The following is a 21,135-nucleotide window of genomic DNA, read 5'->3' on the forward strand; positions in this document are numbered from 1 at the left end:
CTGTCGACCTGGGTCGGGCCTGGGACGGCCCTACCCGGTCTAACGTCTGGCCTTTGGAAATGATCCGAAATCGATGCGGTCTAAATCAGGCGGCACCCCGCAGGATGTGTCGCCCGATCGACCGCCCCGCCGCATCGAAACGGTGGATCTGGCCGGGCTCCGGCGAAATCCGCACCGTTTCGCCGGGCTGATGGCGGGAGGTACCGCTCTCCCGCACGATCACCGGTTCGCCGGCGCCGATGTCGAGATAGATGTAGCTGTCGGATCCGAGCATTTCGGAGTGGACGACGGTTCCGCCCCATGGCCCGTCTTCGCCGGCGATCTCCAGATGCTCCGCCCGGATGCCGATCGTTGCGGCTTCGTAGAGCGCCGCGAAGGGGCCCGAAAGGAAATTCATCTTCGGCGAGCCGATGAAGCCGGCGACGAACACCGAGATCGGGCTTTCGTAGAGCTCGAGCGGCGTGCCGATCTGTTCGACGCGCCCGTCTCTCAGCACGCAGATGCGATCGGCGAGCGTCATCGCTTCCACCTGGTCATGGGTGACATAGATCATCGTCGTCTTGTGCATGCTGCGATGAAGCTTGGCGATCTCGATGCGGGTCGCAACGCGCAGGGCCGCATCGAGGTTGGAAAGCGGCTCGTCGAACAGGAAGACCTTCGGATCGCGCACGATCGCTCGGCCGATCGCGACGCGCTGGCGCTGGCCGCCCGAGAGCTGACGCGGCAGGCGTTCGAGATAGGGCGAAAGCTGCAGCATTTCGGCCGCCGCCTCGACCCGCTTGCGGCATTGCTCCTTGTCCTTGCCGGCAAGCTGCATCCCGAAGGCCATGTTCTCGAAGACCGTCATGTGCGGATAGAGCGCATAGGACTGGAAGACCATCGCGATGCCGCGTTTCGACGGAACGAGATGATTGACCACCTCGCCGTCGAAGGCGAGCGTACCGGAGGTGATCTCCTCGAGGCCGGCGATCAGCCTCAGAAGGGTGGATTTTCCGCAGCCGGACGGGCCGACGAAAACCATGAACTCTCCGGCCCTTATGTCCATGCTGACGCCCTTGATGACGTCGAAGGCACCGAAGGACTTGCGGATGTCGCGCAATTGCAGCTCTGCCATGTTCGTCTCCTAAATATCTAGCCTTTAACGCCACCGGCCGTCAGGCCGGAAATGATCCGCCGCTGGAAGATCAGCACCAGCACCACGAGAGGCACCGTGACGATCACCGAGGCGGCCATGATGTTGCCCCAGGGGATTTCGAAGTTGCTGCTGCCCGAAAGCAGCGCGATCGCCACCGGCACGGTGCGCTGCACGTCCGACGAGGTGAAGGTCAGCGCGAAAAGGAATTCGTTCCAGGCGGCGATGAAGGCGAGCAGGCCTGTCGTGACCAGCGCCGGCCACATCAGCGGCATGAACACCCGCGTGATGATCACCCAGGGCGAGGCGCCGTCGACGATCGCCGCCTCCTCGATCTCCACCGGCAGGTCGCGCATAAAGGTGGTCAGCACCCAGACGGTGAAGGGGAGCGTGAAGATCATGTAGGAAAAGATCAGCGCCAGCGGCGTGTTGAATATCCCGACGGAGCGGATGAGCTCGAAGAGGCCGGCAAGCACGGCGATCTGCGGGAACATCGACACCGACAGGATGGTCAGGAGCAGCAGCGACCGGCCGCGGAAACGCACGCGGCCGAGCGCGTAGGCGGCCGTGACCGCCAACAGCAAGGAGATGGCGACGACGAGCGTCGCGACGAGCAGCGAGTTTCCGAGATTGCGGACGAAGCTGCCCGCCGAGACGACGCTCGTGTAATTGGCGAGAGACACTTCGCTCGGCCAATAGTCGACACGGAACAGGGCGGTGCCGGATTTGAGGCTCGTCAGGATCGCGTAATAGAAGGGGAAGACCGCAATCAGGATGATGGTGGCAACGAGCAGGTAGAAAGCGGTGCGCTTTGCGAGCGTGGCGGCCATCAGCGTTCTCCTCCGTCGAAATTGACGCGTCCGAACCACATGTAGAGGACGGTGATCGAGGCGATGATCAGGAACAGCATGGTCGAGGCGGCGGCGCCATAGGCGAACTTGTCGAAATCGAACAGGTTCTCGCGGGCGAGCACCGACATCGTCTTCGTCTGGGCATTGTTGGGGGTCAGCACATAGATGAGGTCGAAGATGCGCAGAGCGTCGAGCATGCGGAAGATGACCGCGACCATCAGCGCCGGCCGGATGAGCGGCAGGGTCACCCGCCAGAAGACCCGGAGCGGATGCACCCCGTCGATCTTCGCCGCCTCGTAGATGTCGATCGGCACCATCTGCAGTCCGGCGAGGATCAGGAGCGCCATGAACGGCGTCGTCTTCCAGACGTCGACGATGAGCACGGCGACCATCGCGGTGTCGGGACTGGCCGTCCAGGCGATCTTCTGGCTGATCAGGCCGAGCCCGAGCAGGATCTCGTTGAGGATGCCGAACTGGTCGTTGAGCATCCATGCCCACATCTTGGCCGAGACGATCGTCGGGATCGCCCAGGGGATGAGGATTGCCGCCCTTACCAGGCCTCGGCCGGGGAAATGGGCGTTCAGCACCAGGGCGACGACGAGGCCGAGCGCCGTCTCGATGCTGACGGAGAGGATGGTGAATTTGAGCGTGTTCCAGACGGCGTTCCACCAGGCCGGATCGGCGAGCAGGCCCTTGTAGATGACGCGGCCGCTCTTCAGCGTGATCCAGGAGAGATAGTTCTGGAAGCCGACGAACTCGGCGCCGGCAAGGTTCGTCAGCGACGCGTCGGTGAAACTGAAATAGATGGTCCGGACGAGCGGCCAGCCCGCGACGAGCGCCAGCACGAGAAGCGTCGGCGCCAGGAACACCCAGGCGGAGCGGACGCGCTGGGTTCTCAGATCCGAATTGATATGGCTCTGATCAGCGAGCGCGGCCGGTGGATCCGCGACGGTGAGATCGGTCATGACATTGGTTCCCCATTTGCCGTTCGGCTTTCGCCGCCAGAGCATTCTGCGGTCAGCTGAAGTCACCTGACGTCGCACAAATGCGGCAAAAACAAACAGATAGAGCGCATCTCGCTCGAGGTTTTTGAGACGGGGATGGCGGCCGGCGTGACCGCCATCCCCGGCGACGGCTGCTAGGCGGGGAGAGGCGCAGGGTTTCCAACACCTCCCCGCCCGGGGGAGGTTACCAGCTGTCGCCCTTGAGCTCGTTCAGTTCGACTTCCAGAAGTTCGAGATTTTCGGCGGCCGTCCCGTCGCCGGAGAGCGTGTTGTGAACGGCGCTCCAGAACTTCGAGGAGACCTCGTTGTACTTGACCTTGGTCACGGCGGACGGACGCGGCACGGCGCTCTGGAAGATCGGCTTCCAGTTCGGCATGAATGGTTGCGCGGCGGCGATTTCGGGGTCGTCGTAAAGGGCGGCGACCGTGGGCAGTTGCGACAGCTCGAGCGCACGCGCCTTCTGCACGTCCTTGGACGAGAGGAACTTCACGAGTTCGATCGCCGCTTCCTGTTCGTCGGAATATTTCGACACCGCCAGGTTCCAGCCGCCGAGCGTCGACGAGGGCTTTTCGCCGTCGGTCGCGGTCGGAAGCGGTGACACGTCGAACTTGCCCTTGACGGCGCTGTCGTCGCCGTTGCCGAGCGCATAGGCATAGGGCCAGTTGCGCATGAACACGGCATTGCCGGTCTGCCAGACGCCGCGCGATTCCTCCTCCTGATAGGCAAGCACGCCCTCCGGCGTAATCGCGCCGATCCATCCCTTGACCCGATCGAGTGCCGCGGCCGCCTTTTCATTGTTGACGGAGATCGTGCCGTCGGGCTCGACGATCTGGCCGCCGCCGGAGGACTTGATCCACTCCAGCGCGTTGCAGGTCAGCCCCTCATAGGCGTTGCTCTGGAAGACGAAGCCCCAAATATCCGCCTGGCCGGCGGCACGCTCCTTCTCCTGGATCTCCTTGGCGGTCGCCGCCAGTTCGTCCCAGGTCTTGGGCGGCGTCTTGCCGTATTTCTCCAGGAGGTCCTTGCGATAGTAGAGCGCCGGCGCATCGGTGAAGATCGGCAGTGCCACCAGCTTGCCGTTGGCGGTCTGCGACTGGATGATCGACGGGAAGTGTTCGCCGACCACGTCCTTCGCGGCTTCCGTCAAGTCGACGAACTGGTCGGCGAGCTGCGGCGCCCAGATCACGTCCGTCTGGTAGACGTCGACATCCTTGTTTCCGGCGGCCAGCCACAGGCGATACTGGCTGAACTGCTCGCTGCTCGACGGCGGCATGGTCACGAGACTGACCTTGTGGCCGGTCTTCTTCTCGAAAATATCGAGCTGCTCGCGCATGAAATTCACGTTTTTGCCGGTGGTGTTGGCCGCGAGCGAAAGCTCGGCGGCGGCGGCAAGATCGGCGGCGCCGAGCGCGGCGCAGAAGGTCACGGTCTTCAGAAGCATTGTCATGTTCGATGGCTCCTCCAAATCCCCCACCGCTCGAAAGCTCCTCTGCAATTCGAAAACGGTTTGGCTGGGAAAAGGTGTCAGAAGTGCCGATTGATGTCAATACGAGGCCGTTTGCGCCAGTACCAGCTCCGCACCAAACAATTTTTCCGGTTATTTTCAATCATTTATACCGCTCACAACTACTCTTTGAGGTTTTCTCTGCTCGCCATCGGCGATGTGTGCGCACAAAAAATTTAAAACGATTTGGTTGATGCAAGCGCGCAAGACGGCGCCGGCGTGCCGCCGAACGGGGCGGCCGGCGATCGGTTGTACCCTGCGGCAAAGGTGTATATTCCTCATCGGGGCAACGGGGTTAAGGGAATAGATAGGCCGCATGAAGCTCAAGGAGTTCGCCCGCCAACTGGGCCTTTCGCCGACGACGGTCAGCCGCGCGCTGAGCGGCTATCCGGAGGTGAGCGAAAAAACCCGCAAGCGCGTCGCGGAAGAGGCCGTCCGGCTCGGCTATCGCCCCAACATCAATGCGGTGCGATTGGTGACCGGACGCGCCGGCGCGATCGGCGTCGTCATGGGCCGAACTGGCGAGTTTCACTTTGCCGAATATATGAGCGGCATGGCCGAGCGCTTGGACGGCGAGGACATCGATATCCTCGTCAGCCCGACGGCAGACCGCGACTTGACCGACGAAGTTGCGCTTTACAGCAGGCTCGCCACCAGCGGCCGGGTCGACGCGGTGATCGTCCACTCGCCGAAGCCGAACGACGAGCGCATTGCCCTGCTGCATGAGCTTGGTTTCCCATTCCTGGTGCATGGCCGTTCCGAGACCGACGTGCCGCATGCCTGGCTCGATATCGACAACGAAGGGGCGATCCGGCGCGCCACCTCGCATCTCATCGATCTCGGTCACAGGCGCATTGCGATGATCAACGGCCGAGCCGGCCGAACATTTTCGCTGCATCGCGACAAGGGCTACCGCGACGCGCTGCAGGAGCGGGGCATTCCCTTCGATCCGCGCCTCGTCGCCCACGACCACTTCACAGACGAGCTCGGTTTTCGCTATGCCCGCTCCTTCCTCGAACAATCGCCGCGGCCGACCGCCTTCGTCGCCGGCTCGATGATGACGGCGCTCGGTATCTATCGCGCGGTGCGGTCGCGCGGGCTCGTCGTCGGACGCGACGTCTCGGTGATCGCCCATGACGACGTGTTTCCCTATCTGACGGCCGACAACATGGTCCCGTCGCTTTCCGCAACCCGCTCCTCGATGCGGGCGGCGGGGGGACGATCGGCGGACCTCGTGCTGCAACTCCTGGGCGGGCGGGCGGCGGAGGAAATCCACGAGCTCTGGCCCGTCGAACTCATCCTGCGCGAATCCACCGGCCCGGCGCCCACGGATGCACAGCCTTGAACGGACCCGCGATCGAACGAAGGCAGGTCGCGGTGATCGGCGGCGGCTCGGCCGGGCTGATGGCGGCCGAGGTGTTATCCACCGCAGGCCACGCGGTGACGGTCTACGAGGCGATGCCGACCGCTGCCCGGAAGTTCCTGCTCGCCGGCAAGTCCGGCCTCAACATCACCCATGCCGAAGACTATCGGCGCTTCGCCACCCGCTTCGGCGCCGCCTCCGATCGCCTGCGCCCGGCGCTTGACGCCTTCACGCCGGACGACGTGCGGGCCTGGGCGGCGGGGCTCGGCACCGAGACCTTCGTCGGCTCCTCCGGCCGCGTGTTTCCGAAGGCAATGAAGGCCTCGCCGCTCCTGCGCGCCTGGCTGCGCCGGCTGGAGGCGCAGGGCGTCACGCTCCTCACTCGGCATCGCTGGCTGGGCTTTGCAGGGGACGGCTATCTCTTCGAAACGCCGGAGGGGCAAAAAACCGTGCGGCCGGACGCCGCGCTTCTGGCGCTTGGCGGCGCAAGCTGGCCGCGGCTCGGCTCCGACGCCGCCTGGGTGCCGTGGCTCGCCGCCAAAGGTGTCGAGATCCGCGCGTTTCGCCCCGCCAATTGCGGCTTCGACGTCAGTTGGAGCGAGGCGTTCCGGGAGCGATTTGCCGGCGAGCCGCTGAAATCGGTGATCGCCTCCTCCGGGGCCGGCGTTTTTCCTGGCGAATTCGTGATCAGCCGCCACGGCATCGAGGGCAGCCTCGTCTACGCCCATGCAGCGGCTTTACGCGATCGGCTCGAACGGGACGGTAAGGCCGCACTTACACTAGACCTTGCACCCGGTCGAAGCATGGACCGCCTCACCCGCGACCTGGCGCGACAGGACAGCAAGGCGAGCTTCGCCACGCGTCTCAGAAAGGGCGCCGGCCTCGAAGGCGTCAAGGCCGCGCTCCTGCGTGAGCTCGTGCCCGAAGCGCCGAGGGCCGATCCAGCAAGTCTTGCGGCGACGCTAAAGGCGCTATCCATCCTGCTCCTTCGGCCGCGGCCGATCGCCGAGGCGATCTCCTCGGCCGGCGGCATCGGCCTTGATCAGATCGATGACCACTACATGCTGAAGACGCTACCCGGCCTCTTCGTCGCCGGCGAGATGCTCGACTGGGAAGCGCCGACCGGCGGCTATCTGCTGACCGCCTGTTTGGCGACGGGCCGCGCCGCGGCGCTCGGCATCGAGGGGTGGCTGGCAGGCGGCTAGTGAGGCTCGATCCGGTTCAATCGCTGCGATCGGCAACACCCCCCTCTGCCCTGCCGGGCATCTCCCCCACAAGGAGGGAGATCGGCTGGAAGCGCCGCTCCGCCCCACGCCCAACCGGTGTATGCCGGAAACAAGGCGCCTCCAAGTAATTTTGAGGGGCGGGACGTTGCCACTTGCCAATCTCCACCCTTGTGGGGGAGATGCCCGGCAGGGCAGAGGGGGGTATCACATGCTCCCGACTTTCGCCTTTTCCAATTCCGATCGGATTCCCCTCCAAGCCACCCACGCCATGATCCCTAAGCCCATCTGAGCTTCACTCGTGAATTTCATTCACAGGCGTTTCAACAAGCCGCCGCCTTATCGGAGCGGCGCGCTGCCCGCATATTGCGCTGCGAAAGACCAACCATCGTCAACGCCTCTTCAAGCCTCCCTCCTTCCGAACGGCGGGCGGAAACGGATTTGCCATGCCTCTCGCCATCTTCGCCCTGACGATCGCCGCCTACGCGATCGGCACCACCGAATTCGTCATCGTCGGCCTGCTGCCGACGGTCGCGACCGACCTCGCCATCACCCTGCCGTTCGCCGGCCTGATCGTCAGCGTCTATGCGCTCGGCGTCACCTTCGGCGCCCCCATCCTCACCGCGCTGACCGGCCGGATCGAGCGCAAGCCGCTGCTCCTCGGTCTGATAGCGCTCTTCATCGCCGGCAATACCGCCGCAGCACTCTCACCGAGCTATGAAATGCTGCTCGCCGCGCGCGTGCTCTCGGCCTTCGCGCACGGCGTGTTCTTCTCGGTCGGCTCGACCATCGCCGCCGACCTCGTGCCGGAAGATCGCCGCGCCTCGGCGATCGCCATGATGTTCATGGGGCTGACCGTCGCGATCGTCACCGGCGTGCCGATCGGCACCCATATCGGCCAGATTTTTGGCTGGCGCACGACATTCTGGGCGGTTGCGGCACTCGGCGTGATCGCCTTTGCCGGGATCGCGGCACTGCTGCCGAAGACGCTTTCGAAGGCCGCCCCGGCAAGCCTTGCCGACCAGCTCCGCGTGCTTTCCTCCGGCCGCCTGCTGATCGTCTTCGCCATGACCGCGCTCGGCTATGGCGGCACTTTCGTCGCCTTCACCTATCTGGCGCCGATCCTTCAGGAAATCACCGGCTTTTCGGTCGAAAGCGTCAGCCTGATCCTGGTTCTCTACGGCGTCGCCATCGCCATCGGCAATATCGCCGGCGGGCGGGTTGCCAACACCAATCCGGTGAAGGCGCTTGCCGGCCTTTTCCTCTTCCAGGCGCTGGTGCTCCTCGTCTTCTCCTTCACGGCGGCTTCTCCGGTGCCGACGCTCGTTACCCTTGCCGCGCTCGGCTTCCTCTCCTTCGCCAATGTTCCGGGGCTGCAGCTCTACGTCGTCCAGCTCGCCAAGGAGCATCGTCCCGGCGCCGTCGACGTCGCCTCGGCGCTCAACATCGCCGCCTTCAACCTCGGCATCGCGCTCGGTGCCTGGCTCGGCGGCCGGGTGGTCGATTCCGCCCTCGGTCTCGGCGCAACGCCCTGGGTCGGCGCGGTCCTCGTCGCCCTCGCCCTGCTCCTGACGCTCTGGAGCGGTGCGCTGGATCGGCGTTCGGGCGCCACGTTGCAGGCCGCCTGACTGTCGTTCATCAGACGCGGGGCCCGGTGCATGAAGCGCCGGGCCCTATCGGTCCTCGGCGCCGTTCAGTCGTCGATGCGGAAACCGACCTTCACGACCACCTGGTAGTGGGCCACCTTGCCATTGGCGATCTGCCCGCGAATCTGGTCCACCTCGAACCAGTCGAGATTCCGCATCGTTTTCGACGCGCGCGAAATCGCCGTTTCGATGGCTTCGTTGACCGAGTTCGGAGAACTGCCGATCAGTTCGACTTTCTTATAGACGTGCCCGCTCACCGTATCCTCCTTGAAGGGGTTTTCCGATTTGGCCTGTTTGGCATCGTGGTTCGGCAACGGCAGGCGTCGCCGCTGCTCCAACGATCATGCGCCGGTTGCGTCCCGGCCGCCAGCGAAAGCTCGAAACTTGCGGTCGACCGCGCCCGCAAGAAGCATCGACAAGGCGAAAATCAATTCACGGCGGCGCCGCCGCAGGCTATAGCGGGTGTCACTCGATGCCGCCCCGGAGTTCGCCATGACCGATACCGTCACCGACCGTTTCCTGCGCTACGTCGTCATCGACACCCAGTCGGACGCGAGCTCGCCGGCGCAACCCTCGACCGAAAAACAGAAGAATCTCGGGCGCCTGCTGGTCGAGGACCTGCTGGCGATCGGTCTTTCCGACGCGCATCTCGATGAGCACGGCTACGTCTATGCGACCATTCCGTCCAACGTCGACAAGCCGGTGCCGGTGATCTGCTTCTGCTCGCACATGGACACGGCGCCCGATTTCACCGGCACGAACGTCAGGCCGCAGGTCGTCCGCAACTATGCCGGCGGCGATATCCGGCTTCCGGGCGATCCGCAGCAGGTGATCCGCGCCGGCGACAATCCGGCGCTCGCCGACCAGATCGGCAACGACATCATCACGACCGACGGCACGACGCTGCTCGGCGCCGACGACAAGGCCGGTCTCGCCGAGATCGTCACGGCGGCTCAAGTCCTCGTCGACAATCCGGACATCCGCCACGGCACGATCAAGCTGCTCTTCACGACGGACGAGGAGATCGGCCGCGGCGTCGACAAGGTGGACCTTCAAAAGCTTGGCGCCGCCTTCGCCTACACGGTCGACGGCGAAACGGCCGGCCATATCGAGGATGAGACGTTTTCGGCCGACAGCGTCGACATCACCATTCACGGCGTCGCCATCCATCCGGGTTTCGCCAAGGGCAAGATGGAAAACGCCATCAAGATCGCGTCGGCGATCGTCGACCGATTGCCGAAGGACATGGCGCCGGAGACGACGGCCGGCCGCGAAGGCTTCGTCCATCCGACCGGCCTCACCGGTTCGATGGAAAAGGCAACGCTGAGCTTCATCGTCCGCGACTTCGAGGAAGCCGGCCTCGCCGCCAAGGAGAAAATGCTCGACACGCTGGTGCGGCGCGTGATCGAGGACTATCCGGGCTCCAGCTACAGCTTCGAGGTCAAGGAGCAATACCGCAACATGAAGGCGATCCTCGATCGCCATCCCGAGATCGTCGAAAACGCCATGGAAGCGATCCGGCGTGCCGGCATGACGCCGGTTCGCGGCAGCATCCGCGGCGGCACGGACGGGTCGCGGCTGTCCTTCATGGGCCTCCCCTCCGCCAACCTCTTCGCCGGCGGCCACGCCTTCCACTCGCCGCTCGAATGGGTGAGCCGCCAGGATATGGAAAGGGCGGTGAGGACGATCGTCGAACTGGCAAGGGTCTGGGCGGAGCGGAGCTAACCGATCTCCCCGTCGCTGATTGTTCCGCAGCGGCGCATCGCCGCGATAAAGGCCGCGCGCATCAATCGCTCCCGCGTATCGCAGTGAAAAACCCCGCAATATAGGATTGCGGGGTTCCCGTCAGGTCAGATCAGAAATCACGCTGCAGCCGGACAAAACCGCTGACGAAATCGTCCGAACCGAGGCCCAGGTCCCGGCTCCGAGTTCCAACTCCCGCCCTCCCCTGCGAAAGCTACTGAGCCAAGCGGATCTTGCTTCTTACGCTCTCACGAGTTCCTGCCCCGCCTTGTCGGGGCTGGCCGGCCGGACACCAGTCTTGTCGATCCAGACCTCGAAGGCGTGCAGGAATTCCTGCAGGAAACTGCGCGTGCTTTCGTTGGCGATGTTGCCATAGGCGTCGAAAATCTTGTCGGCGCCGCTGAGGTAGACCTCGGGCTGCTGAAGCACCGGAACGTTGAGCGACACAAGCGATTGGCGCAAATGGTGAACCGCGCCGAAGCCGCCGAACATGCCTGGTGAAGTGCCGACGACGGCGCCGGGCTTTCCGTTCCATGCACTCTTGCCATAGGGTCGCGACCCCACGTCGAGCGCATTCTTCAGGACACCGGGTACGGATCGGTTGTATTCCGGCGTGATGAACAGCACCGCATCGGCAGCGCGGATGCGATCCCGAAACTGTACCCACGAGGCGGGAGCCCCCTGATCCTCCACGTCCTGGTTATAAAGCGGAAGGTCGCCGATACCGACGATCTCGAGGCGGAGCGATGCCGGCGCGAGCTTCTCCAGAGCCAGGGCCAGCTTGCGATTGACCGATTCCTTGCGAAGGCTTCCGACGAGTACAGCGACGTGGCGCGACAATGACATGATGTGGACTCCGATTTTCTCGTATTTTTTGGATGCCAGTTCAGAACGCAGGCCGCCTCCTTGGTGGGCGTCGCCCGTCCGCGACCTCAACCGTTGACAAAGCCGATCAACCAGCCGCGTTCACCGTATGCGCTAACGTTAGCACAAGCTTTAAGCGGCATTGCAAGGCTTGTCAATAGCGCTTTATAAGTGCCTCCTGAAAAGGATCGCATGCAAACGCGCAGAATATGAGCATGCTCAGGGACTTTGATTGCGGGGAGTCAGGCTCCAAGGTGCGCGCATTCCACACAGCCACAGGCGCCGAATGCAGTACGGATTGTGCAATCGATTGCATCATTTTGACGCGCGACTACTCGCTCGCTCAACCGGACAGGCAGCGTAATAATTGTGGCCTCCGGTTCTCAGATCGATAAGGCGGCATACGTTGCCCCATCAGCTTGACCATCATCACCGAGTCCATATCGTATCCACCGATCCTGAAATGCCGCTGCCAACAGGCCGGCCTCGACCCGGCTGACGAGGATCCGGGTCCTGCCTTTCAGCGCGCGCCGAAGTGTTCGGGCTCCGATCCAGCCGCTTGCGCCAGAGCGTGTGAGTGAGGATGCGCTTCAATCGGTTGCAGGGGTCTGCGCGCTATCCTCCCCCGCCTGTCAATGCTCGTTCACATGCGTGCCATGCGCATGGACGATCGCCTGTGCTTCCTTGCCGTAGAGTTCTTCGAAATGATCGAAGTTCTTGGCAAAGTAGCCGATGCCCTGCGTCGCCGATCTGAGCGACCGGGCCAGTTCCTCGAGCGCGCTGCCGGGGATGAGCGCACGGAAGATGTCCCATCCCTTCGCCGCCTCGTCGCGATCGAAGCCGAGGACCTGGCCCTTGAGGGTCGAGACGACCGGCACGAGCGCGCCGGAATAGATCGACGGCACATGGATCTCTATCCGGAAAATCGGCTGCAGCAGGACGGCCGCGGCCTGCGACAGTGCCTGCCGCACCCCGAGCTTGCCGGCCGTCCTGAATGCATATTCGGAACTGTCGACAGAGTGGTGCTGGCCGTCGGTCAAAAGCACGCCGACATCGATCGCCTTGAAGCCGAGCGGGCCCTTGTCCATCGCCTCGCGGGCGCCCGCCTCGACCGCCGGAATGAAGTTTCGCGGCACGGCACCGCCCTTGACGGTCTCTCCGAAGGAGAACCCCTCGCCGCGTCCGTTCGGATGGACACTCAGCTTCACGTCGGCGAACTGGCCGGCCCCGCCGGTCTGCTTGCGGTGGCGGTAATGAACCTCCGCCGCCTTCGATATGGTCTCCCGATAGACCGGGCTCGGCGGCCGCTCGCTCACCTCCACATGGAAGACATCCGACAGCATCCGGCAGATGTCGCGCAGGTGCACCGGCCCCTGCACGCTGACCAGCTGCGCGCCGGTGCCCTCCTCCTGCATGACCGTCAGGCCGCGATCGGTTTCGGCGAGTTTCGTGAGCGTTTCGGAGAGCTTGTTCTCGTCGCGCTCGCTTTCCGGCACCAGGATCCGTTCGAGGATGGGCGTCGGCGGCGTCGTCCAGTCCGGCGGCGCCACCGTCGCATGGGGCGTCAGCAGCGCAGGAACGGTCAGGTGGTCGGATTTGACCGCCGCGAAAATCTGCCCGGCGACCGTGATGCCGCTCGCCATCGCCCGGCCGCTCGCGGGGTCCTGGAGCGCGCCGAGCCCGGCGCCGCCGAGCACCGCGCCCTGCTTCACGCCGTTCTGCAGCGCCCGGGCGACGACCGTCTTGCCCACGCTCTGCCGGTGATAGGCGTGAAAGCTGACGGCGGTCAGCGTCGCCTCGTCGATGCCGGCGGATGCGGCCAGGCGCTTGCGCAGCGCATCGGCGCGCGGCGCTTCGTGGCGCAGCGCCTTCATCAGCCGCATGATGCCGTTGCTGTGGCTGGCGGCGCCGAGCAGGACGGGAATGATCTTGTTCTCGGTCAAGACCCGGGTCGAGATCGCGTAGATGGTCTCGCTCGCCGGCTCGCGGTCCTCGATCAATTCCTCAAGCAGCCAGTCGTCGAACTCGGACAGATGCTCCAGCAATTCGGCGCGCGCCTCGTGTTCGCGCTCGATCGAACTCTCGGGTATCTCGAAGAGCGACGATGTCTGGCCCTCGCGATAGCGCCAGGCGCGCTCCGAAATGAGGTCGCAGCTGCCGATGATCCTGTCGCCGTCGCGGATCGGGATCTGGCGCAGGACGAGCGGGCGGCTGCAATAATCCTGCAGCGCCGCAACGACATCGCGCAGCCGGCCGCGCGGCTCATCCATCCGGTTGACGAAGACGATGCAGGGTGTGCCCGACGCCTCGATCGCCCTGAGATAGGGGGCTGCAAGCACCGCCTCGTCGACCACCGGCGAAACGCACAGAACGCAGGCGTCGCTCGCCAGCAGCGCATCCTGCGCATGCGCAAGCGCCTCGTTGTTGCCCGGCACATCGAGCGCACACCAGGCCTCGCTGCCAAAATCGAATTCAGTGATGGATAGACCGTAAGGGGAAACTGACTTTTTCGGCTCGCCTTCCAGCGAGCCCAACCTTTCCACGAGCGTGGATTTTCCGATCTGCGAAGGACCGAGTACCGTAAAGCAGCGCATCCGCGTTCCTCCCTCTGCCAGGATGTCACTCTCAGGAAGATAGGATGCCCCTCTCGAAGGCAAAGTACCAGAGATTGCTGTTTTTTCCTGGCAAGGCGACGGCAAGCCGGTGATCGGGCCGGCGATCGGGCCGGAGCGGTCACCGGGGCTGCGTTCGCGCAAGATGGGCGCCGAGCCTCAGCGCCAGGGCGACGGCGGCAAGCGTCGGGTTGGCCTGGCCTCCGGTGGGGAAGACCGAACTGCCGGCGATATAGAGATTGGCAACGGCATGCACGCGGCAGTCGGCATTGACGGCTCCGTCGCGGCTCTCTCGACATGCGCGTCAGGCCGATCTGGTGATAGCCGTCGAAGGCCTGTCGACGGACCGCTTCGCGGCGCTCCGGCGCCTCATTGAGATAGGCGAGTTTGCCGGTGCCGTTCTCGCGCAGCCAATGGTCCAGAAGCTCATGGGAGCGGACGACCGAGCCGACGTCTTCGTCGTCGACGAGATAATTCACCTTGAGCGCCGGGAGGTAGACATTCGACAGCCTTTCGTCGAGATAGGCCCGGCTTTCCGGGAGCGGCCTCTGCTCGGCGTGATAGCGCAGCAGATAGCGGCCCTTCGGGCTGGGTAGCGTCCGCCGCCCGGGAAGACGGCTGCCGATGAGATTGCCCGCCGAGGCGGCAAGATCGCGAAAGAACGCGGGATCGCTTCGCAGATTGCGAAGATGCTCGCGATAACCCTGCTGCCGGCCCGACGCCGTCTTCGGCGCTCGTCCCTCGGAAAGCATGCCGTAGAGGCCGGAGATCGCCAGCGCCAGATAGAGGGCGGACAAGGCACCGGAGCCGTGCGAAGCATCGGCGATCGAAAGCGCATCCAGCCAGAAGGCGGCGTTGAGCAATCGCTCGTCGCACTGCACACTGGCACTGATCTGCAACCGGCGACGGAAGTGCCGACCCTCTCTATCATTTTGAAATAAAAGAGCTTTCTCCATTTTTCGATCGGCAAATTCGACGACGGCGATGTGGCCGGTGACATGACCCTGATAGAAGCGGCCGAGTGCGCCTTGCGGCCCGCCGAACTTTGGCGGCCAGTGGCGTTGGGTGGCAAGCAGCAAGCGCGCATTTTCCAGTCCGCCGCCGGCAAGCACATAGGTCCTCGCCCGGACAGGAAGCGTGCGCCCCTGCCGATGGACCATGAGGCTTTCGACCGCGCCCGCCTCCGGCCGCAGCTCGAGGCCGAAGACGGTGGCTTCGGCGAGCAGCGTGATGCGTCTCGAAGCGCGCAGATGTGCCCTGTATAACGGCCCGAGCGCCGGCCTGGCACTCCAGCGCTCGATCGTCGAGGTCATGTCCCCGCCGTCAGGAACATCCTTTCCGTCGGGAGGCTGAGCGCCGCAATTCAGGAACGCAAAGGCGGCGGCATAGTGGTTGCGCATATCGGAATGGCTGATCGGCCAGCCGGAATGCGGCACATGCGCCCGTTCGACAAAATCGAGATCGTCGAATTCCACGCATCGGCCACCCCACAGCGCCGACGTGCCGCCGAGGCCACGGCTGGTCATGCCGGCCGTGGCGTGATGCGCGTTCGTGTGGTCGATCGGTCCGAACGTGTCGCCGGCGTTGGACGGGCCGTCCAGCGCGCCGGCCTCGAGAAGAAGAACGCTCAGCCCCTGCTCCTCGCAGGACAAGGCCAAAGCAAGGCCGACCGGACCGGAGCCGACGATGCACACATCCGGCATTGGCAGATCCGCGACTGTCCCGCCTGCGATCATGCCCGGCCCCTTCCCCCGAAGCACATGCACCTCTGCAAATTAGCCGTGCATTATATACGCCGCAAGCGATCCGCGGCGCCATCCATCCTTTGATGGATGCGATCTGAAATTCGGAGAGACTTGAGCTGGCGAACTACCCGTTCGCACCGGGCGCGAATTCGGCCACCAATTCGTGCCGATCGCCGGGATAGGTGAGCCTGACGCTGGTGACAGGCGCGCCGCCGCTCCAGGTCCGCCGCTCGATTACCAGGCAGGGAGCGCCGATCGCGATGTCGAGTGCCTGGGCCGCCTGCCGGCTTGCCGCCACGGCCCGGATCCTATGCTCGGCCGTGCTCCAGGGGACCTGGCCGAGCAGCCATGACCCCGGCGCGACCGCGTCGAACGGCTCCGTCTCGGCTTCCGGCACCGCCGCAAGGCTGATCAGCCGCTCCTCGAGACAAAAGGGCCGACCGCCGGCGAAATGCCGGCAGGTGATTTCCATGAGGCGCGCTGCGCCCGGCAGGTCGATTCGCGACGAATCGCCGGTCTTGGCCTTGCGCAGCAGGCGCTCGTCGAGGCTGTAGGCATAATCGAGACCGAGCGATTCGACCTCGAGCCTGACATCATGGATCTCCATGACCGCCGACTGGACGTGCGGGAAGGTGACGTAACTGCCGGACTTGCGCCGGCGCTCGATCAGGCCGCGCCTGACGAGATCGCTGATCGCCTTGTTCACCGTCATCCGGGAACAGCCATATTGCTCCGTCAGCTCGTGCTCGAACGGAATCCGGTGTCCCGGCGGCCAGAGGCCGGAGAGAATGTTCCCCTCGACGTCGTTCAGGATTCTCTGGTGCAGCGACAACTGCTCGGGACGGTCCCTGACTTCTGAAGGATGATCGTTGGAAATGGCCGGGCCCTCGCTAGATACCAGCCCGCACATTAGCGATTTCCGGCGCCGGGGACAGCCCTTGTGGCTCGGCCCTGCTCTTTTCCGCGGCGTGAGGGATCTTTCCGAAGCCCACCCCGCAAGTGCCGGCTTGCTCTATCGAGGGGCCTAATAGAAGAGGTGCCTGGGCGCCACGAAGGCGCGAACCGAAGGCTCTTCGCATTCGGGCTGGCAATCCTCGACGGCTTCACGATCGGTCGGTGGGGCCTCGGGCATGTCCTTGCCGGCGCGCGGCTTCGGCGTCGGCGGCGTGAAATAGCCCAAGGTCATGCCACCAAGATAGAACATGCCGCGTCTTTCGTCGCAAAATCTCCGACACAACCTGCCGCAATGGGGAGCGCTAGCGGTGCAACTCAAGTCTCGACCGTTTCGAATAAAGGCGGCCGTTGTCCGCGGACAACTTGACGGATCGAGTTGTCCGCGGACAACTTTTGGGCCGCGATACTCGCGAAACCGCACCGCGTGCTTGAGCAAGGCGGGCTTTTGCTAAGTGTTTGTCAACCGGCCACGAATCGTCGCATAGTATATCTGCGCAGATTCGCTCCTATTGCCGATTTTTGCGCAGTTTTTCGGAGATCATGATGTTGCAGCCGAGAGTCCAGAGCGTCGACGAGCAGGAGCATTTGCCCTCGCTGCTGGCTGCCGACGCCCAGGAACTTGCGCATCAACTGCAGGAACATCAGAAGAAGATCTTCTCTCCGGCGGCGCAGAAAACCATGCGGCTCTTCAACCCTGCCGAGGCAGCGGCCTTCATCGGAATCGGTGAAGGTTATCTGCGCCAGATCGCCTCAGAAGGCCACGGCCCGCAGCCCCTGTCAAACGGCAGGCGCATGTATGCGGTCGAGGACATCGACCGGATCCGCCGCGTCCTCGACGACGGCAGCAAGACGGGCAAGTACATCCCGCACCGTCGGCCGGGCGAAAAGCTGCAGGTCATTTCGGTGATGAACTTCAAGGGCGGCTCGGGCAAGACGACGACTTCGGCGCACCTGTCGCAATATCTGGCGCTGCGCGGCTATCGCGTGCTGGCGATCGATCTCGATCCGCAAGCCTCGCTTTCGGCGCTTTTCGGCCATCAGCCGGAGCTCGACGTCGGCGAGGCCGAGACCCTTTACGGCGCCATCCGCTATGAGGCCCCTCGCCCGATCGCCGACGTCGTGCGCTCGACCTATACGACCAATCTGCATCTGATCCCCGGCAATCTCGAATTGATGGAGTTCGAGCACGAGACGCCGAAAGCCATGATCGGCGGTTCGGCCGAGACGCTGTTTTTCGCGCGGATCGGCGAGGTCCTGACGGAGATCGAGAGCTTCTACGACATCGTCATCATCGATTGCCCGCCGCAGCTCGGCTTCCTGACGATGTCGGCGCTCTGCGCCGCGACGTCGGTGCTCATCACCGTCCATCCGCAAATGCTCGACGTCATGTCGATGTCGCAATTCCTGTCGATGACGAGCGAACTGATGACCGTCGTCGAGAAGGCGGGCGGCCGCACCAGCTACGACTGGATGCGCTACCTCGTAACGCGTTTCGAACCGAATGACGGCCCGCAGAGCCAGATGACTGGCTTCATGCGGGCGATCTTCGGCAACCGCATGCTGCACAATGCCATGGTGAAATCGACCGCCATCTCCGATGCCGGCGTCACGAAGCAGACGCTCTACGAGGTCGAGCGCTCGCAATTCATCCGCGGCACCTATGACCGGGCGATGGATTCCCTTTCGCTCGTCAATGCGGAGATCGAAGAGATGATCCGCAGCGTCTGGGGAAGGAAGTAATCGATGGCCCGCAAGAACCTGATCGGCATCTCCGACAGCCCGGCCTCCCCGCTCGCTGGAGAGCGTCCGGCCGTCGAGCGCCCGATCGCCGGCCTTGCGCCGGGACATCGAACCAATGCGCTGGTCGGCGGCATCACCCGATCGCTCACCAACATCACCCAGAAGGTCGAGCGGGCCGAAGAGCTGGAGCGCCAGCTGGCGCAGGGCCATGCCATCGTCGAGCTCGATCCGGAACTGGTCGACGCGTCCTTCGTCATCGATCGCCTGGGCGTCACGCCCGAGGCGCAGGCCGCGCTGGTCGAGCAGATCCGCGACCACGGACAACAGGTGCCGATCCTGGTGCGACCGCACCCGGACACGGAAAACCGCTACCAGGTGGCGTACGGCCACCGGAGACTGGCGGCGCTCCGCGAGATCGGCGGCAAGGTCAAGGCCGTCATTCGTGCCTTGAGCGACGAGCAGCTCGTGATCTCGCAGGGGCAGGAGAACAACGCCCGCACCGATCTCTCTTTCATCGAGCGTGCCCTGTTTGCGACCAGGCTCGAGGACCGCGGCTTTTCGCGTGAGACCACCATGTCGGCGCTCGGCGTCGACAAGGCGGCACTATCGAAGATGATCACCGTCGTGCGCCGTCTGCCGGTGGAGATCATCGAGGCGATCGGTGCCGCGCCCGCCTTCGGGCGCCGGCGCTGGATGGAACTGGCCGACCGGCTCGACGACGCCAGGCGTCGCGCCAAGGCGCTTGCCCACATCCGGCAAAGCGAATTTTCGGCGATGGAGAGCGATCGACGCTTCGAGAAGCTCTTCGCCGTCCTGGCCGAAACCAGAAGGCGGCCCGCGGCCGAGGCTTGGCTTGCGCCCGACCGGACGCGCCCCGTGCGCATTCGCGACACCGATACGGAGACGACGCTTGCCTTCAGCAAGAAGGCGGCACCGGGCTTCGCAGAATTCGTGAGGCAGAGGCTCGACGCCCTGTACCTCGAATACCAACAGGAAACAGGAGATTAAGCAGAGCAAAAGAAAAAGGCTTCCGAACGACTAGCGCTGCGGAAACCCTTCTCTCGTGTAGCAACTAGAGATTCCCATTTCCGCGAATCAGTGTCAAGCCCTTTCGGCGTCGTTTCGGCGAACGGTTTTCTTTTGCCTTGGAAAAGGTGAAGAAAAATGGAACGTGGAAGTGTGACGACGCCTTTCGGGCGCCGGGCGATGACGCTTGGCATGCTCGCAAGGCAGATCGCTGCCGGCGACATTTCGCCGAAGCAGTCGGTCGACAAGTGGAAATTGTTTCGCACGGTCTGCGAAGCGAAATCGGAGATCGGCGTCTCCGATCGCTCGCTTGCGGTGCTCAACGCTCTCTTGAGCTTCTATCCCGGTGCCGAACTCTCGGGTGACGACGGCCTCGTCGTCTTTCCGTCGAATGCTCAGCTTTCGCTTCGCACCCACGGCATGGCCGGAACGACGCTCCGCCGGCATCTCGGCTGCCTCGTCGAAGCCGGGCTGATCGTTCGGCGCGACAGCCCGAACGGCAAGCGCTACGCCCGTAAGAACCGCAGCGGCGCCATCGGCGAAGCCTTCGGTTTCGACCTCGGACCTCTCCTTGCACGGGCCGACGAGTTCAAGGCCGTAGCCGCGAAACTTGCAGCCGAACGGCAGCATCTCCGCCTCGTGCGCGAACGACTGAGCCTCTGCCGACGCGACATCACCAAGCTGCTCGATCTCAGCCGGGAGATCGGTCCCGACATTGACTGCCAGGCCTTCGAATCCGAGTTTGAAACGCTGATCGGCGGCATGCCGCGCAAGGCGCCGGTCGGTTTTTTCGAAGCCCGGCTCGAAAAACTCGAAAAACTCCGCAATGCCCTGACCAATCATTTGGAAATATTGCTGAATTCGCAAAAAACGGCCACCAATGACCACCAGAATGGATGGCACAAACAGAATTCAGATCCAGACTCCAATCTTGAATCTGAACCGGGCTTGGGAAAAGGCGAGGGGGCCAAGCTGGCGGACGGCCTGTGCGAAACCGAAAGAACGGCTGAAGTCCCGCAACCGCATCAGCCGGCGCTCCACGATGACCCAGCCCCGAAGCCGAACAGCTTCGTTCCGCCGGCCGAATTCGTCGACCGCGCACACCGCCAGATCCCCTTGCCGGCCGTTCTTCAGGCCTGCCCGCAAATCGCCGATTACGGACCCTCCGGCCGTGTGGCGAACTGGAAAGACCTGATGACCGCGGCAATCGTCGTGCGCACAATGCTGGACGTCAGCGCCGACGCGTATCAGGACGCCTGCGCGGTCCTCGGCTACGAGACTACCGCGGCCGTCATGGCCTGCATTCTCGAAAGAGCCGACCGGATCAACTCGCCGGGCGGATATCTCAGGGATCTGACGCGACGCGCAAGGCAGCGGGGCTTTTCGCTTGCGCCGATGATCAGTGCCCTGGCTCAGGCGAGACGGGCGAGCGCGCTGATGGCAACGTGACCCGGACGATTGCGGCAGGGTAGTGGACGGCGATCCTTCCTGGCAGAGCGCCCGAGCGTCCAGGATGGGACTGCGACAATCTTCCCGTACTGGTCGCCCCCGTCGCGATGGTCCGAGAATTCGCACCATGCGTCGTCATCGGGTGTCGACGAGGACACTTCGTGTCAACAAATCCGGCGTATCGTAACGCATTGACGCAAAAGCTTCCCGGCCACACTGCGGAAGCTAACTCTGCGATCGTTTCCGCTACACCCGACAGGCATATCAGCCATTCGGTAC

Annotated in this window: 20 protein-coding genes; 10 read left to right on the plus strand and 10 right to left on the minus strand. The window is 63.9% G+C overall.

Annotated elements, in window-relative coordinates; genetic code table 11:
- Window positions 1–85: 85 nt before the first annotated feature.
- From RHIBR816_RS0120530 to RHIBR816_RS0120545, 4 genes are all read right to left on the minus strand, one after another.
- Window positions 86–1,114 (minus strand): ABC transporter ATP-binding protein, encoded by a 1,029-nt coding sequence (locus RHIBR816_RS0120530; RefSeq protein ID WP_018238472.1) that lies wholly within the window; start codon window positions 1,112–1,114, stop codon window positions 86–88.
- A 17-nt stretch (window positions 1,115–1,131) separates the two neighbouring features.
- Window positions 1,132–1,962: a carbohydrate ABC transporter permease gene (locus tag RHIBR816_RS0120535; RefSeq protein ID WP_018238473.1), complete on the minus strand. Its 831-nt coding sequence runs from the start codon at window positions 1,960–1,962 to the stop codon at window positions 1,132–1,134.
- On the minus strand, window positions 1,962–2,948 hold the full coding sequence (locus tag RHIBR816_RS0120540) for a carbohydrate ABC transporter permease (RefSeq protein WP_026187244.1): 987 nt from the start codon (window positions 2,946–2,948) through the stop codon (window positions 1,962–1,964). Before RHIBR816_RS0120540 ends, RHIBR816_RS0120535 begins: the two co-directional genes overlap by 1 nt.
- A gap of 223 nt (window positions 2,949–3,171) precedes the next feature.
- Window positions 3,172–4,434, minus strand: a complete 1,263-nt coding sequence (locus RHIBR816_RS0120545; RefSeq protein WP_018238475.1) for an extracellular solute-binding protein — start codon at window positions 4,432–4,434, stop codon at window positions 3,172–3,174.
- 373 nt (window positions 4,435–4,807) lie between these two features.
- Between RHIBR816_RS0120545 and RHIBR816_RS0120550 the strand changes: the two genes are divergently transcribed.
- The 3 genes from RHIBR816_RS0120550 (at window position 4,808) to RHIBR816_RS0120565 (ending at window position 8,705) form a co-directional block, all read left to right on the plus strand.
- Window positions 4,808–5,836 (plus strand): substrate-binding domain-containing protein, encoded by a 1,029-nt coding sequence (locus tag RHIBR816_RS0120550; protein WP_018238476.1) that lies wholly within the window; start codon window positions 4,808–4,810, stop codon window positions 5,834–5,836.
- Between the two features lie 11 nt (window positions 5,837–5,847).
- A complete protein-coding gene (locus tag RHIBR816_RS0120555; RefSeq protein WP_026187245.1) occupies window positions 5,848–7,059 on the plus strand; it encodes a TIGR03862 family flavoprotein in 1,212 nt (403 codons plus the stop codon).
- A 464-nt stretch (window positions 7,060–7,523) separates the two neighbouring features.
- Window positions 7,524–8,705: an MFS transporter gene (locus RHIBR816_RS0120565; RefSeq protein ID WP_018238479.1), complete on the plus strand. Its 1,182-nt coding sequence runs from the start codon at window positions 7,524–7,526 to the stop codon at window positions 8,703–8,705.
- 65 nt (window positions 8,706–8,770) lie between these two features.
- On the opposite strand, the gene RHIBR816_RS0120570 is transcribed toward RHIBR816_RS0120565, so the two are convergent.
- The gene (locus tag RHIBR816_RS0120570; RefSeq protein WP_026187246.1) at window positions 8,771–8,980 is read right to left on the minus strand and encodes a dodecin; all 210 of its coding nucleotides are present in this window, start codon (window positions 8,978–8,980) and stop codon (window positions 8,771–8,773) included.
- A gap of 235 nt (window positions 8,981–9,215) precedes the next feature.
- On the opposite strand from RHIBR816_RS0120570, the gene pepT reads away from it, so the two are divergent.
- A complete protein-coding gene (pepT, locus tag RHIBR816_RS0120580) occupies window positions 9,216–10,448 on the plus strand; it encodes a peptidase T (protein ID WP_018238482.1) in 1,233 nt (410 codons plus the stop codon).
- A 258-nt stretch (window positions 10,449–10,706) separates the two neighbouring features.
- Here the strand turns inward: pepT and RHIBR816_RS0120585 are convergent, their stop codons facing one another.
- The 3 genes from RHIBR816_RS0120585 to RHIBR816_RS38020 form a co-directional block, all read right to left on the minus strand.
- Window positions 10,707–11,312 (minus strand): NADPH-dependent FMN reductase, encoded by a 606-nt coding sequence (locus RHIBR816_RS0120585; RefSeq protein ID WP_018238483.1) that lies wholly within the window; start codon window positions 11,310–11,312, stop codon window positions 10,707–10,709.
- A 650-nt stretch (window positions 11,313–11,962) separates the two neighbouring features.
- On the minus strand, window positions 11,963–13,924 hold the full coding sequence (locus tag RHIBR816_RS0120590; RefSeq protein ID WP_018238484.1) for an elongation factor G: 1,962 nt from the start codon (window positions 13,922–13,924) through the stop codon (window positions 11,963–11,965).
- Between the two features lie 139 nt (window positions 13,925–14,063).
- Entirely contained in the window at window positions 14,064–14,198 is a 135-nt protein-coding gene (locus tag RHIBR816_RS38020; RefSeq protein ID WP_018238485.1) for a GMC oxidoreductase, read from the minus strand.
- Between the two features lie 61 nt (window positions 14,199–14,259).
- Between RHIBR816_RS38020 and RHIBR816_RS38025 the strand changes: the two genes are divergently transcribed.
- From RHIBR816_RS38025 to RHIBR816_RS38040, 3 genes are all read left to right on the plus strand, one after another.
- Window positions 14,260–14,538, plus strand: a complete 279-nt coding sequence (locus tag RHIBR816_RS38025; RefSeq protein ID WP_034815536.1) for a hypothetical protein — start codon at window positions 14,260–14,262, stop codon at window positions 14,536–14,538.
- Window positions 14,539–14,631: 93 nt separating this feature from the next.
- Entirely contained in the window at window positions 14,632–14,883 is a 252-nt protein-coding gene (locus tag RHIBR816_RS38030; RefSeq protein WP_018238487.1) for a hypothetical protein, read from the plus strand.
- A gap of 495 nt (window positions 14,884–15,378) precedes the next feature.
- Window positions 15,379–15,771: a hypothetical protein gene (locus RHIBR816_RS38040; protein WP_018238489.1), complete on the plus strand. Its 393-nt coding sequence runs from the start codon at window positions 15,379–15,381 to the stop codon at window positions 15,769–15,771.
- 40 nt (window positions 15,772–15,811) lie between these two features.
- Here the strand turns inward: RHIBR816_RS38040 and hutC are convergent, their stop codons facing one another.
- Complete coding sequence (gene hutC, locus RHIBR816_RS0120620; protein ID WP_026187247.1) at window positions 15,812–16,519, minus strand: histidine utilization repressor; 708 nt, start codon at window positions 16,517–16,519, stop codon at window positions 15,812–15,814.
- A gap of 192 nt (window positions 16,520–16,711) precedes the next feature.
- The gene (locus RHIBR816_RS0120625; protein ID WP_018238491.1) at window positions 16,712–16,891 is read right to left on the minus strand and encodes a hypothetical protein; all 180 of its coding nucleotides are present in this window, start codon (window positions 16,889–16,891) and stop codon (window positions 16,712–16,714) included.
- A gap of 296 nt (window positions 16,892–17,187) precedes the next feature.
- On the opposite strand from RHIBR816_RS0120625, the gene repA reads away from it, so the two are divergent.
- The 3 genes from repA (at window position 17,188) to repC (ending at window position 20,856) form a co-directional block, all read left to right on the plus strand.
- Entirely contained in the window at window positions 17,188–18,381 is a 1,194-nt protein-coding gene (gene repA, locus RHIBR816_RS0120630; protein WP_034816562.1) for a plasmid partitioning protein RepA, read from the plus strand.
- A 3-nt stretch (window positions 18,382–18,384) separates the two neighbouring features.
- Entirely contained in the window at window positions 18,385–19,389 is a 1,005-nt protein-coding gene (gene repB / locus RHIBR816_RS0120635) for a plasmid partitioning protein RepB (protein ID WP_018238493.1), read from the plus strand.
- Window positions 19,390–19,545: 156 nt separating this feature from the next.
- Window positions 19,546–20,856, plus strand: coding sequence for a plasmid replication protein RepC (repC, locus tag RHIBR816_RS0120640; protein WP_018238494.1), 1,311 nt, complete (start codon window positions 19,546–19,548; stop codon window positions 20,854–20,856).
- Window positions 20,857–21,135 lie beyond the last annotated feature (279 nt).

Origin of the sequence: Ensifer sp. BR816 (assembly GCF_000378985.1) — a bacterium.
In the GTDB taxonomy this organism is placed as follows: Bacteria; Pseudomonadota; Alphaproteobacteria; order Rhizobiales; family Rhizobiaceae; genus Sinorhizobium.

Excerpts from the sequence above, each read along its gene's own strand:
- pepT (WP_018238482.1), top strand. The coding sequence starts at position 9,216 with ATGACCGATACCGTCACCGACCGTTTCCTGCGCTACGTCGTCATCGAC.
- RHIBR816_RS0120625 (WP_018238491.1), bottom strand. The coding sequence starts at position 16,891 with ATGTTCTATCTTGGTGGCATGACCTTGGGCTATTTCACGCCGCCGACG.
- repC (WP_018238494.1), top strand. The coding sequence starts at position 19,546 with ATGGAACGTGGAAGTGTGACGACGCCTTTCGGGCGCCGGGCGATGACG.
- RHIBR816_RS0120535 (WP_018238473.1), bottom strand. The coding sequence starts at position 1,962 with ATGGCCGCCACGCTCGCAAAGCGCACCGCTTTCTACCTGCTCGTTGCC.
- repB (WP_018238493.1), top strand. The coding sequence starts at position 18,385 with ATGGCCCGCAAGAACCTGATCGGCATCTCCGACAGCCCGGCCTCCCCG.
- RHIBR816_RS0120530 (WP_018238472.1), bottom strand. The coding sequence starts at position 1,114 with ATGGCAGAGCTGCAATTGCGCGACATCCGCAAGTCCTTCGGTGCCTTC.
- RHIBR816_RS0120590 (WP_018238484.1), bottom strand. The coding sequence starts at position 13,924 with ATGCGCTGCTTTACGGTACTCGGTCCTTCGCAGATCGGAAAATCCACG.
- RHIBR816_RS38040 (WP_018238489.1), top strand. The coding sequence starts at position 15,379 with ATGCGCCCGTTCGACAAAATCGAGATCGTCGAATTCCACGCATCGGCC.
- RHIBR816_RS38030 (WP_018238487.1), top strand. The coding sequence starts at position 14,632 with ATGCTCGCGATAACCCTGCTGCCGGCCCGACGCCGTCTTCGGCGCTCG.
- RHIBR816_RS0120585 (WP_018238483.1), bottom strand. The coding sequence starts at position 11,312 with ATGTCATTGTCGCGCCACGTCGCTGTACTCGTCGGAAGCCTTCGCAAG.
- RHIBR816_RS0120540 (WP_026187244.1), bottom strand. The coding sequence starts at position 2,948 with ATGACCGATCTCACCGTCGCGGATCCACCGGCCGCGCTCGCTGATCAG.
- RHIBR816_RS0120565 (WP_018238479.1), top strand. The coding sequence starts at position 7,524 with ATGCCTCTCGCCATCTTCGCCCTGACGATCGCCGCCTACGCGATCGGC.
- RHIBR816_RS0120545 (WP_018238475.1), bottom strand. The coding sequence starts at position 4,434 with ATGACAATGCTTCTGAAGACCGTGACCTTCTGCGCCGCGCTCGGCGCC.
- RHIBR816_RS0120550 (WP_018238476.1), top strand. The coding sequence starts at position 4,808 with ATGAAGCTCAAGGAGTTCGCCCGCCAACTGGGCCTTTCGCCGACGACG.